The sequence below is a fragment of the Serratia sp. PL17 genome (genome assembly GCF_017832355.1).
Taxonomy (GTDB): Bacteria; Pseudomonadota; Gammaproteobacteria; order Enterobacterales; family Enterobacteriaceae; genus Serratia.
The window spans coordinates 125,550-138,630 of the sequence record NZ_JAFIBY010000001.1 but is presented as its reverse complement, the minus strand read 5'-3'; the positions used below and the strand labels follow the sequence as shown (position 1 = coordinate 138,630).

Below are 13,081 nucleotides of genomic sequence, written 5' to 3'. Positions count from 1 at the left end.
GACTAGCCAGGAAACGCCAGCGCGCCGGTCAGATCCCCCAAGGGTTTTTGGCTGCGCGCTGCCATCGCCTTATCGCGTTCGGTCAGCCCATCGAGCGACGGCAAATCGAACACCCGGCTGATTAAACGCAGGATAGATCCGGTATCGTACACCTCATGATCGACATACCCCTTGCGGGAAAACGGTGAGACCACCAATGCCGGGATACGTGATCCAGGCCCCCAGCGATCGCCCTGCGGCGGTGCCACATGATCCCACCAGCCACCATTCTCATCAAAGGTAATCACCACCACGCTGTTGTCCCACTGCGGGCCATTACGCAAGCTGTTGATGATATGGGCAATATGGCGATCGCCTGCTTCCACGTCAGAATAACCGGCGTGCATATTCAGGTTGCCCTGGGGCTTGTAGAACGCCACTGGCGGTAACGTACCCGCTTCCACCGCGGCTAAAAATTTATTGCTGGCAACAGAATCGCCAATACCACCGTCACGCAGATGCGCTTCGCGAGCCTGCGGGTTAGCTGGCCCCAGGTTTTCAAAATAGTTGAACGGCTGATGGTGATACTGAAAATCCGGTGCGCCAGGGAAATCGCCCTGATCCTTGCGGTTATCCAACGCGTACTGCCAGCCGCCGGCATACCATGCCCAGTCGATCCCTTTTTGGCTCAGCAAGTCGCCAATATGGGGGTGTTTCTGCGGTGGCATGACGTTCGGCATCGTGGCATCCGCCAGCGTCGGGTCTTTCTCGTCTTGAGTCCAGGATGGCCAGTACGGCGGCGCCATGGTATTGACCGCATAACCGTCCGGCGTCAGCAGGCTCTTGCCAAACAGGGGGATACCAAACGAGGCGCTGACCGGTGAATCACTCAGCGGTTTCAGACGCGGGTCCGTCACATCATCACTTTCGAGCTGGGCAACCCCCCCTTTGGCGACCGAGTTTTGCACTTCGGGGTAAAACGGCGGGCGAGCGCAGATCAGATACTGATGATTAAGGAACGAGCCGCCAAACGCGCCCTGGAAAAAGTTATCACACAGGGTAAATTCCTGAGCCAAGGTCCACAGCCGCAGGTTGTATGCACCGTCTCCGTAATAGCCCATGGTTAAGGCGCCAGAATCGGCCCAAGCGACAAACTTGTCGTTTTTGCCCCCGTTGATTTGCATCTGGTTCTGATAAAACACATGCCACAGGTCGCGCGTCACCACACCGTGCGGCAGGTTTTCGCCCTGCGGCCCGATCAGCACAAACGGCTGATTCGGCAATTGCGTTGTAAATACCGCATTTTCGTCGATTTTGTAGTTAACATGCCCAACCTCCTGCGCTTTTGGCACCAATCCTTTCCAAATTGGCGGCAGCGAATCCAACAGGCGACCATCGCGATCACGCTGCTGGTAGTCTTCAGGCTTGAGCGCCGACAACGGTTTTTCTACCCCAGGAAAATTGGCGAACAGATTATTGAAGCTGCGGTTTTCGGCGTAGATCACCACCACATTTTTCACATGTCGTCGCAGCAGCGCGTTTTGCGCATTGGTGGGTAGCGTGTTTAACAGCACGTTTTTGTTGCCGTCAGCCGCCGCTCTGGCGAGCGGCGCAATAGAAGCCCCCACCCCTAACGCCGTGGCGCCAGCAAGAAAACGGCGACGCGCCGGGTTGCTCGGTTGCTGCTCCTGCTCTTCTGCCGACGGCGGCAGATCGTTATGCGGTTTATCGCTCATGTGTAACCCCTTAAAAATTAACTTGTTGATTTATTATAAATTTATTTAAGGTTTATTATGCTAGGACAGAATTATGAACGAAATGTGACAACCTGCGGCAGGTTAGCATTTGGCAACACTTTCGCGCATTTCGCCGCAGTTTTAATCACCCCCGCTGGTTAACGCGCATCACGTTGCAGCATCAGCAGCATCAACGCCAACGTATTGGGCACCATATACAGCAAGGCACCCAGTTGCACCGCCAGCGGGCTGTCTTTAGCCTGCCAGGCCATAAACCAGTCGCCGGCGACCACCATAAAACCGATCCCCCACACCGCAATGGCACACAACGCGCCCAGCATCGCCCAGGCTTTACCCTTGGCGAAAGCGGCATAAGAATGGCCCAGATGTTTCACCATCAACACAATGCCCAAGGTTGCCGTTATCCCGGCCAGGGATTCGAGCAACGTGATAAACACCAACCCGAGCATTCCGGCCCAGGGAGCAGTGACGGCACGCCACATCAGGCCGGGCACCTGGTAGGTATCCTGCATGGTAAGCAACGGCCCCACGGCATGGCGGGCCGTATCGGCGAAACCCGCAGTATTATTCAGCAGGCTGAAGATGCCCCACAGGGCCGGGAACAGTGACAGAAGGATGCAAGACAGGCGTGACACAGTGATTTCGTTCATCATTATCCTTAATTTCTGAGGTTATAAAACCAAGAGTTCCTTGTATTGCCGCAGTTTAGGCTCTCCAGGTTTAACGTGCATATTGTAAGAACTAATCTTGCAATGATTGAGAGAATAACGGAGGGAAAAACATGGGCAGAACATTAACAGTGGACCTGGGCGAAGAGCTGCGTAATTTTGTTGAAGGTCTGGTCGCTAGCGGCGACTACCGTACCCCCAGCGAAGTTATCCGTGAATCGGTACGCACCCTGCGTGAACGTACCGCCGCCTCAACGCTGGAAGAGCTGCGTCGTTTAATCGCCGAAGGTGAAAACAGCGGGAACGCAGTGGAATGGGATCCTGATGTGTTCATGGAAAGAATACGAAGCAAAGCAAAAGGATGTGCAGAAAAATAACGATCAGGCCAAAAGCATTGGCCGATATGGAAGATATTTATGTGTATGGTTTGACCCGGTACGGGTTAGCCGCCGCCGAAGACGACCTAAGTCATATTCACGATGTATTCGATAACCTGAAATTGGCAGGCGCATAGAATCAATAGCGAGTGACCTCTGCGCTCTACCGACAGGAAAACATGTTATCTATTTCCGGGATAATGCTCAGCCGGTAAGGATCATCAGGATATTGCATCATTCCCGTGACCCAACCCGAATAACCCCGACGTTCAGATCGCCACCAGCCCGCGTACGCCGTCATGTTCCATCGCGCTGCCTGTGCCACGTTGTACGATGCTGCCGCGTGACATCACCAAATAGCGGTCCGCCAGCTCGGCGGCAAAATCATAAAACTGTTCTACCAACAGGATCGCCATATCGCCCCGCGCCGCCAACTGCTTTATCACCGCGCCGATCTCTTTGATCACCGAAGGCTGGATCCCCTCCGTCGGTTCATCGAGGATCAATAGCTGTGGCCGACAGGCCAACGCGCGGCCAATCGCCAACTGCTGTTGTTGCCCGCCAGAGAGATCGCCACCGCGCCGATCTTTCATCTGCAACAACACCGGAAACAGTTCATAGATGTGATCCGGCACCTTGCGCGCCTCAGCGCCAGAAAAACGCGCTAAGCCCATCAACAGATTTTCCTCCACCGTAAGACGGCCAAAGATCTCCCGACCTTGCGGGACATAGGCGATGCCGGCCTGCACCCGTTGATGCGGCTTCTTGCCGTTGAGGTTCTCGCCCTGCCAGCTTATGCTGCCGTTCTTGGCTGGGATCAAGCCCATCAGGCACTTCAACAGCGTGGTTTTACCCACGCCATTACGCCCGAGTAAGCAGGTGACTTCGCCGACATGAGCGTCAAACGACAGGCCACGCAAAATGTGGCTGCCGCCGTAATATTGATTCAGTTCGTTTACTTGCAACATAGCTGCTCCTAGCGCCCCAAATAGACGTCGATCACTTGCTCGTCGGCCTGTACCTGCGCCAATGAACCTTCCGCCAAGACCCTGCCCTGATGCAGCACCGTCACGTGGTCGGCAATGGTTTCGACAAACCCCATGTCGTGTTCCACCACCATCAGCGAATGCTTGCCCGCCAACGTGCGGAACAGTTCGGCGGTATACTCGGTTTCCGCATCGGTCATGCCCGCCGCCGGCTCGTCGAGCAGCAGCAGATGCGGCTCCTGTACCAACAACATGCCGATCTCGAGAAACTGCTTTTGCCCGTGGGACAAGAGCCCGGCGAGACGGTGCCGCTCGTGGTCCAGCCGCAGGGTTTTCAGCATGTCGTCGATACGATCGCGCTGTTCGCTGCTCAGTCTGGCACGCAGGCAGGCCCATACCGACTTTTGGGTTTTCTGCGCAATTTCCAGATTTTCAAACACCGTCAGCGCCTCAAACACCGTGGGTTTTTGGAACTTGCGACCGATGCCTGCCTGAGCGATCTGCATCGGATCCAGCGCGGTCAGATCGACGGTTTGATCATAAAATACCTTACCGCTGTCCGGGCGGGTCTTGCCGGTGATCACGTCCATCAGCGTAGTTTTCCCCGCACCGTTAGGCCCGATCACGCAACGCAATTCCCCCACGCCAATCTGCAACGACAGGTCGCTCAGCGCACGAAAACCATCAAAGCTGACGTTGATCTTGTCGAGCAGCAGCACCGGGTCGGTTTGCTGGCGGTATTTATCTGCCGGTAGCGCTTGGGTAAAGAGTTCGTCAGTCATTTGCAGTGAATTCATTGTGACTTACCTCTGCGCAGTAACCCGATAACCCCTTTGGGCAGGAACAATGTGACGACGATAAACATCAGGCCAAGGAAGAACTGCCAATACTCGGGAATCGCCATGGTGAACCAGCTCTTGGCGCCGTTGACAATACCGGCCCCCAGCAAGGGTCCCACCAAGGTACCGCGCCCGCCGAGCGCCACCCAGATGGCGGCTTCGATTGAGTTGGTCGGCGACATTTCGCCCGGATTGATAATCCCCACCTGCGGTACGTACAATGCCCCGGCCAACCCGCACAACACCGCCGACAGCGTCCAGACAAACAGCTTGAAGCCCTTTGGATCGTAACCACAAAACGTCAGGCGGTTTTCCGCATCGCGCACCGCCGTCAATACCCGGCCAAACTTACTGCGCGCCAGGGCGAAGCCGATCGCCAGACTGGCCACCAGCAGCACCACCGTCGTCAGAAACAGCGCCACCCGCGTGCCGGTCGCCGTGATCGGAAAGCCCAATAACGTAGTAAACCCGGTAAAGCCGTTGTTGCCGCCAAAGCCGGTTTCGTTACGGAAAAACAGCAACATACCGGCGTAGGTCAACGCCTGGGTCATGATGGAGAAATACACCCCTTTAATTTTTGAACGAAAAGCGAAATAACCAAAAACGAAGGCGAGTACTCCAGGCACCAGCACGACCAGGCACAATGCCCAGGCGAAATACTGCGTACCGCTCCAAAACCACGGCAGCTCATTCCATGATAAGAACGCCATAAACCCCGGCAGGCCATCGCCCGCAGCCTGACGCATCAGGTACATGCCCATGGCATAACCGCCGAGGGCAAAAAACAGCCCATGCCCTAGCGACAGTAGCCCGGCATAACCCCACACCAGGTCAAGCGCCACGGCCACCACGGCATAGCACAGAATTTTGCCCACCAGGGTCAGGGTATAGGTGGACATTGCCAGCGGATTATCCGCCGGCAGTAGCGCAAGAAACGGCATGATTAACAGCGCCAGTAATACCAGCCCGCCGATGCCCAGCGCCAGCCGGGGTGCCTTTTGCACGCCGGTTACAGTCAATGGTTGGCTCATCAGTCGATCACCCTGCCTTTGAAGGCGAATAGCCCCTGAGGACGTTTTTGAATAAACAGAATAATCAGCACCAGGATCAGGATTTTACCCAGCACGGCGCCAATCTCCGGTTCAAGAATTTTGTTGACGATACCGAGACCAAAGGCCGCCACCACGGTACCCGCCAGTTGGCCGACGCCACCGAGCACCACCACCAGGAACGAGTCGATGATGTAACCCTGCCCCAGCTCGGGCCCGACATTGCCCAGCTGCGACAGTGCGACGCCCCCCAATCCGGCGATACCGGAACCCAAACCGAATGCCAACATATCGACACGACCGGTGGGCACGCCGCAGCAAGCCGCCATCGCGCGATTTTGCGTCACGGCGCGCACGTTCATGCCAAGGCGAGTTTTATTCAGTAATAGCCAGGTGAGTACCAACACCAGTACCACGAACAGGATCACGGCAATGCGATTCCAGGGCAGCACCAGATTCGGCAACAGCTGAATGCCCCCCGACAGCCAGGCCGGGTTGGCAACCTCTACGTTCTGTGCGCCAAACAACACCCGCACCCCTTGGATCAACACCAGGCTGATCCCCCAGGTCGCCAGCAGGGTTTCCAACGGCCGACCATAAAGATGGCGGATCACCGTGCGTTCCAGCACCATACCTATGCCAGCGGTGATAGCGAACGCCACCGGCAAGGCCACCAGCGGATACAGCGCCAGCCACTGCGGTGCGAACTGTTGAAACGCCCCCTGTACCAGATAAGCCGAGTAAGCGCCGAGCATCAGCATTTCGCCGTGCGCCATGTTGATCACCCCCAGCAAGCCATAGGTGATCGCCAATCCGAGCGCCGCCAGCAACAGGATCGACCCCAGTGACAGCCCGGTAAACGCCTGGCCGATCAGATCGCCTAACATCAGCCGATGTTTCACGCTGCTCAGGCTTTTCAGCGCTTCGGCACGCACGGCGGCATCCGGCTCATGGGTGGCGTCAGTCATTACCTGTAACCGCGTCTGGGTTTCCGGATCGCCCGAACTGCCGAGCAACCGAACCGCATTAAGGCGCACCCCGGCATCGCTATCGGCAAGTTGCAGATTAGCCAACGCAATGCTTAACGCCTCGTGCACCCGGCTGTCTTTCTCCTGTGCCAGTCTCTGGCTCAGCAACGGCAGCTGATCGTTTTGCGCTTCACGCTGCAAGGCCTGGGCCGCCTGCAAACGCAGCGCAGGATCCTCACTGACCAACCGGTGGGCCGACAGCGCGTTGGCGATCAGAATGCGCAGGCGGTTATTCAGCCACACTTTCTTTGGCACACCGGTCGGGGCCGCGGAGCCGTCCAACGGCTGATAACGATCGCCCTGCTGAGCAAAGGCATGTTTAGCCTCGTCGACCACCACGTTTTCCTGCTTCAGCGCCTGCAGTAACGGCAAGCGCGAAGCGTCCGGCGCGATCGCCCAGGCCTGCAATAATTTGGCCTGCTGCGTGCGGCTGGCCGCAACAAAATCATCGGCTGGGCCCGCCTGCGCGAACATGGGCAGGCAGCACAGCAATAACCACAGATGCCTGAGTGGGTTTGAAGATAAAGGTTTCATCAGATGTCTCGTCGCAATGGGGCATAGCTCAGTCAGCCCCCCGCCATCACGGGGGGCCAGGCATTACTTACCGCCTTTTACGGGGTAATCCGGTTTTTTGTCATTGCCGGGAATGTACGGGCTCCACGGCTGGGCACGTACCGGAGCATCGGTCTGCCATACCACGTTGAACTGACCGTTGCCCTCGATCTCACCGATCATCACCGGCTTGTGCAGATGGTGGTTGGTGGCATCCATGGTCAGGGTAAAGCCCGACGGCGCGGCGAAAGTCTGTCCGGCCATGGCGGCTCGCACCTTGTCAACGTCAGTCGTGCCGGCCTTCTCAACCGCCTGTGCCCACATATGGATGCCGACATAGGTGGCTTCCATCGGATCGTTGGTCACCGCGGTCGCGTAGTTCGGCAGATTGTGTGCCTTGGCATAGGCACGCCATTCGCTGACGAATTGCTTGTTGGTCGGGTTATCCACTGATTCAAAGTAGTTCCAGGCTGCCAGGTTGCCGACCAGCGGTTTGGTGTCGATACCGCGCAGCTCTTCCTCCCCGACCGAGAATGCAATCACCGGCACATCGGTGGCCTTAATCCCCTGATTAGCCAATTCTTTGTAGAACGGGACGTTGGAGTCCCCGTTGATGGTGGAGATCACCGCCGTTTTGCCACCGGCAGAGAATTTCTTGATGTTGGCGACAATGGTTTGGTAGTCGCTATAGCCGAACGGCGTATAAACCTCTTCGATATCTTTATCTTGAATGCCTTTCGAATGCAGGAAGGCACGCAGGATCTTATTGGTGGTACGCGGATACACATAGTCGGTACCCAACAAGAAGAAGCGTTTGGCTGAGCCGCCATCCTCACTCAGCAGGTATTCCACCGCCGGAATCGCCTGCTGGTTAGGCGCCGCACCGGTGTAGAACACGTTGGGCGACATCTCTTCCCCTTCGTACTGCACCGGGTAGAACAGCAGGCCATTGAGCTCTTCGAATACCGGCAGCACGGATTTGCGCGACACCGAGGTCCAACAACCAAACACCGCCGCCACCTTATCCTGGCTCAGCAACTGACGTGCCTTTTCGGCAAACAACGGCCAATTGGAGGCCGGGTCAACCACCACCGCTTCCAGTTTTTTACCCAAAACGCCGCCCTTGGCATTGATGTCATCAATGGTCATCAGTGCCACGTCCTTGAGCGGCGTTTCAGAAATGGCCATGGTGCCGGACAGCGAACTCAGGATACCGACCTTAATGGTGTCGGCGGCTTGTGCACTCCAGGCCATTCCCATTCCGACCATGGTGGCAGACAGCGCAAACGCTTTTATAAAGTGACGACGTTTCATATTCAAACTCCCGGTGAATGTTAGAAAACCAACCTTCTTTAAGAAAACCCCCCCTCTTGATGTCGAGTTGCAGCATGACCCGCCGCAGCACGAAGGACTGAGGGGTTATTGCTGAAGCCTTGCCTGATGCAGCATGTGCAGCGTTATTTTTCGTACCTCAGCCTTGCTGACGGCGATATGATCAGTGAGCCGCATTTGCGCCTCCCCGGTATGGTGTTGCAGGATCGCCCGTAAAATGGCGGCATGTTCGTTGTAGGTCGCTTCAACCCGGCTTGTCTGGGTGAAGTCCAGCCGGCGGATAATGCGGATCTTCTCGGTCAGGTCGCGATGAATACGCGCCATTTCGCCATTGCCCGCCGCGTCCACCAGCGCCATATGAAATTGCTCGTCGTGCAACGAAACCGTCTTGCCGTCTTCCAGCCGCGGCTCGTCGATCCAGAAGCGGGTGAGCCCCTCCAGTTGCAGCGGCATTGTCCCCGCAGGTCTCGCGCACAGGCGTTTGACTGCCTCACACTCCAGCACAATGCGCAGGTCATACAGCTCTTCGAAGTAAGCAAAATCGAACGGCCGCACCTGCCAACCACTGCGGAAATGCACCTCGACATACCCCTCACGCTCCAGCCAAAACAGGGCCTGCCGCACCGGCGTACGGCTGACGTCCATCCGTTGTGCAACCTCGTTTTCGCTAAAGCGGTCCCCCGGCAGCAGGTGGAAATCGAAAATATCGTCCTTGAGCTGGAGATAGATGCGCTCCGCCAACCCTTCTGGTCGCGCCTTACTGCGGCTATTAATGATTTGCATCGCATTCCTCTCTGCGGACGCAGCGTGCCACGCCCCGCAATCAATAAAGATGGCTAGCTGGCATGCTCCAACCACAGCAGTGCATCACCCGGCCCCACCGGCCGTCCCTGCCGGCAACTGATGCGCTTAATGACGCCGGCACGCGGCGCAGTGACCGCCAGCTCCATCTTCATTGCCTCAACCACAATCAGCGGCTGGCCGGCTTCCACGGTTTGGCCCGGCTCCACCAGAATTTTCCACACGTTGCCGTTCAGATCGGCGCTTACCAGATACCCATCGACCTCTTCTTCATCGTCCTGTGGCGGCAGCAGCTGTGCCTCGGCTTCCCCTTCTTCAGCCTGCCACCGCGTCACCTCGTGGTTAAACGCCTGCTGCTGGCGCTGTTGGAAGGCGCTGATATCCGCGGCGTTATCCGCCAGGAAACGGCGATACTCGGCAAAATCAAACACGCTGTCTTCGATGCGGATCTGTGCGCGCCCTTCACGGAAAGCCTCGCGTTGTTCATCCAGTTGCTGTTCGCTGACCGGGTAAAAGCGCACCTGGTCGAAGAAGTGCAGCAGCCAGGGTTCACCAGGGTTGAACTGAGGGTTTTTGAGGAATTTGTTCCAGATCGGCAGCGTGCGGCCAACCAGTTGATAGCCGCCCGGTGAGTCCATGCCATAGATGCACATGTACATGCCGCCGATGCCGACCGTGCCCTCGGCGGTATGGGTACGCGCGGGGTTGTACTTGGAACTGAGCAAGCGGTGGCGCGGGTCGATCGGGACCGCGCACGGCGCACCGAGGTAAACGTCACCCAGCCCGAGGATCAGGTAGCTGGCGTCAAAGATGATGTCGCGCACCTGTTCACGGGTGCCAAGCCCATTAATGCGCTGAATGAAATCGACGTTGTTGGGTAGCCAGGGCGCGGATGAACGCACCGTCTGCTGATAGCGCTCCACCGCCCCCAGCGTGGCAGAATCTTCAAACGCCATCGGCAGATAAACCGTGCGCGTCGGTACCTTCAACTGGCTGATATCACCCAGAGTCTCTTCACGCGCCAACAAGCGCTGGAGTAAATCGGCCTGGCCAAGGGTGCGGCTGTCGTAACGAATTTGCAGCGATCGTACGCCGGGTGACAGTTCCTCGACGCCGGGGATCGTGTCCTGCTTAAGCGACTGCATCAGCAGATGAATGCGCAGCCTCAGTGCCAGATCGAGCACGTTGTCACCGTACTCCAGCAAAATGTAGCCATCCCCGGCTTGACGATAAACCACTGCGGGACGGCTGTCGGTGGACGGTAACGCCGCCAGAATCGTGGCGGACGCGGTGATACCCGGTGTCAGATCCGGCGGTGCCAGAGTAATGGCCTTCACTGCGGCCAACGCTTCGATACTGCCGAGCTGTGCCTGCTCCAGTGATTGCGCCTGTTTGAAACCGATCGGATGAAAACGGATGCGGTCGCCCGGCTTCACCTGACCGACCTTCCACAACTCAGCCTTGGCAATAGTCACCGGACAGACAAATCCCCCGAGGCTGGGCCCGTCACGGGTCAGGATCACTGGAAAATCGCCGGTGAAGTTAATCGCGCCAATAGCGTATTCGCAGTCGTGTACGTTGGACGGGTGTAACCCGGCTTCGCCGCCGTCTTGCCGTGCCCAGTCAGGTTTCGGCCCAGACAGGCGCACACCCAGTCGGTTGGAGTTGTAATGCACCTGCCATTCGGCAGCAAAGAAGTTGTCGATAGATTCTGGGGTAAAGAAGTCCGGTGCGCCGTGAGGACCATACAGCACGCCAATGTTCCACACGTTGCCGTACTGCGGGATCAGGCTGTCATCCATTGCCTGCGGTGCGGCGATCGGTGCCGGAGTGGTAGAGGCCGCCAGCGCCGGCTGAGATACCGTCAGCATATCTGCCACGCGCAAGGTGCGCCCGGCGTGCCCACCAAACTGCCCCAGTGCGAATGTCGAACGGCTCCCTAAATACACCGGCACGTCAAAGCCGTTGCGTACCGCCAGATAACTGCGGCATCCGTGCTGAGCACGACCAAGCCGTAACACTTGCCCCGCCCTAACGGTTATCGGCTGCCAATAGGGCAAGGCTTCACCGTCCAAATCTGCCGGGCAGTCGGCACCGGTCAAGGCAATGGTGGCGTCACAATGGAAGCGTAGGGTTGGGCCCTGCAGGGTAAACTCCAACCCGGCAGCACTGGGGTGGTTGCCAACGATGCGGTTCGCCAACCGGAAGGCAAAATCGTCCATCGGCCCCGATGGCGGTACGCCGATATCCCAATAACCGAGGCGTCCTGGGTAATCCTGCACGCTGCTGTAGGTGCCCGGTTGCAACACTTCAATACTGCTGGGCTGGAAGCGGAAGCTGTCCAGCATTCGGGTCCACATGCTGCCGGTTTGGAATTCGGCCGTCGCGATCACCTGCCGCAGGTAATCCAAATTGGTGGCAATGCCGTGCAACCGGGTGGCATCCAGCGCTACCCGCATTTTCTCCAGCGCCTGTTGGCGATCGTCCCCATGAACAATCAACTTGGCGATCATCGGATCGTAAAAGGCTGACACCTCACTGCCGGTAGCCACCCAGCCGTCAACCCGCACAGACGCCGGGAAATACACGTCGGTCAAAACCCCTGGGCTAGGCTGGAAGTTCTTCAGCGGATCTTCCGCATAAATACGGACCTCAATAGACGCGCCCTGCGGTGGTCGTTGCAGCGCCGCCCAATCCAGCGCGTCACCCGCTGCCACCTGCAACATGCACTCAATCAGATCCAGCCCGGTCACCATCTCGGTGACGGGATGCTCCACCTGCAAACGGGTGTTCACCTCAAGGAAATAAAACTCGTCGCGCGCACCGTCGTAGATAAACTCTACGGTGCCTGCGCTGCGGTAATTGACCGAGGCCCCCAGTGCCACCGCCGCCTGATGTAACGCCTGACGGGTCGCCGCCGGCAGGTTCGGTGCGGGGGTTTCCTCCACCACCTTCTGGTTGCGTCGCTGCAAAGAACAGTCGCGCTCGCCAAGTGCCACCACCCAGCCCTGGCCGTCGCCAAAGATCTGTACTTCGACATGGCGTGCCTGATCGACAAAGCGTTCGATAAACGCCCCAGAGTCACGGAAGAATTGCTCGCCCAGCCGCTTCACACTGTCGTAGGCTTCACGCAACGCAGTTTCATCATCGCAGCGCGTCAAGCCGATACCGCCCCCTCCCGCGGTGCTTTTCAGCATCACCGGATAGCCAATATCTCTGGCGGCGTTAATCGCCTCTTCAATACTGCCCAACAAACCGGTACCTGGCGTCATCGGCACCTGTGCCACCGCCGCCAATTCACGCGCCCGGTGTTTCAGGCCAAACTCGCGAATTTGCGCCGCAGTTGGGCCAATGAACGCGATGCCCGCCGCTTCGCAAGCCTCGGCAAACTCCGCGCTTTCAGACAGAAAGCCGTAGCCGGGGTAGATCGCCTGCGCGCCAGTTTCTCTCGCCGCCGTCAGGATCTTGTCGATGCACAGGTAACTGTCACTCGCCTTTTCGCCGCCGAGTGGCACCGCCAGATCGGCTTCTGTTACGTGCGGCGCATTGCGATCGGCGTCGGAGTATACCGCTACGCTGATGACCCCCAAACGCTTCAGGGTGCGGATCGCGCGGCAGGCAATTTCACCGCGGTTGGCGATTAATACGGTAGTAAACATGATGTATTCCTCATAGGACCAAAGAGCGATACCCAATAGCTTTCAGGCTGTGGC

Annotated in this window: 10 protein-coding genes; 1 reads left to right on the top strand and 9 read right to left on the bottom strand. The window is 57.7% G+C overall.

Going from position 1 to position 13,081, the window contains the following annotated elements; translation table 11 throughout:
- Positions 1 to 2: 2 nt before the first annotated feature.
- Positions 3 to 1,715 (bottom strand): acid phosphatase, encoded by a 1,713-nt coding sequence (gene acpA / locus JOE25_RS00670; RefSeq protein ID WP_209632300.1) that lies wholly within the window; start codon positions 1,713 to 1,715, stop codon positions 3 to 5.
- Between the two features lie 158 nt (positions 1,716 to 1,873).
- Positions 1,874 to 2,386 (bottom strand): DUF2165 family protein, encoded by a 513-nt coding sequence (locus tag JOE25_RS00665; RefSeq protein WP_209632299.1) that lies wholly within the window; start codon positions 2,384 to 2,386, stop codon positions 1,874 to 1,876.
- Positions 2,387 to 2,517: 131 nt separating this feature from the next.
- On the opposite strand from JOE25_RS00665, the gene JOE25_RS00660 reads away from it, so the two are divergent.
- Positions 2,518 to 2,781 carry a type II toxin-antitoxin system ParD family antitoxin gene (locus JOE25_RS00660; protein WP_209632298.1) on the top strand — a complete coding sequence of 88 codons (264 nt, stop codon included), beginning with the start codon at positions 2,518 to 2,520 and terminating at the stop codon, positions 2,779 to 2,781.
- A gap of 269 nt (positions 2,782 to 3,050) precedes the next feature.
- Here the strand turns inward: JOE25_RS00660 and urtE are convergent, their stop codons facing one another.
- The 7 genes from urtE to uca form a co-directional block, all read right to left on the bottom strand.
- Positions 3,051 to 3,749: an urea ABC transporter ATP-binding subunit UrtE gene (urtE, locus tag JOE25_RS00655; RefSeq protein WP_209632297.1), complete on the bottom strand. Its 699-nt coding sequence runs from the start codon at positions 3,747 to 3,749 to the stop codon at positions 3,051 to 3,053.
- An 8-nt stretch (positions 3,750 to 3,757) separates the two neighbouring features.
- On the bottom strand, positions 3,758 to 4,564 hold the full coding sequence (gene urtD, locus JOE25_RS00650) for an urea ABC transporter ATP-binding protein UrtD (RefSeq protein ID WP_209632296.1): 807 nt from the start codon (positions 4,562 to 4,564) through the stop codon (positions 3,758 to 3,760).
- On the bottom strand, positions 4,561 to 5,637 hold the full coding sequence (gene urtC, locus JOE25_RS00645) for an urea ABC transporter permease subunit UrtC (RefSeq protein ID WP_209632295.1): 1,077 nt from the start codon (positions 5,635 to 5,637) through the stop codon (positions 4,561 to 4,563). Before urtC ends, urtD begins: the two co-directional genes overlap by 4 nt.
- Positions 5,637 to 7,217 carry an urea ABC transporter permease subunit UrtB gene (urtB, locus tag JOE25_RS00640; RefSeq protein ID WP_209632294.1) on the bottom strand — a complete coding sequence of 527 codons (1,581 nt, stop codon included), beginning with the start codon at positions 7,215 to 7,217 and terminating at the stop codon, positions 5,637 to 5,639. Before urtB ends, urtC begins: the two co-directional genes overlap by 1 nt.
- 63 nt (positions 7,218 to 7,280) lie before the next feature.
- Positions 7,281 to 8,549, bottom strand: a complete 1,269-nt coding sequence (gene urtA / locus JOE25_RS00635; protein ID WP_209632293.1) for an urea ABC transporter substrate-binding protein — start codon at positions 8,547 to 8,549, stop codon at positions 7,281 to 7,283.
- Positions 8,550 to 8,654: 105 nt separating this feature from the next.
- On the bottom strand, positions 8,655 to 9,350 hold the full coding sequence (locus JOE25_RS00630) for a GntR family transcriptional regulator (protein ID WP_209632292.1): 696 nt from the start codon (positions 9,348 to 9,350) through the stop codon (positions 8,655 to 8,657).
- Positions 9,351 to 9,403: 53 nt separating this feature from the next.
- Complete coding sequence (gene uca, locus JOE25_RS00625; RefSeq protein ID WP_209632291.1) at positions 9,404 to 13,027, bottom strand: urea carboxylase; 3,624 nt, start codon at positions 13,025 to 13,027, stop codon at positions 9,404 to 9,406.
- Between the last annotated feature and the right edge of the window lie 54 nt (positions 13,028 to 13,081).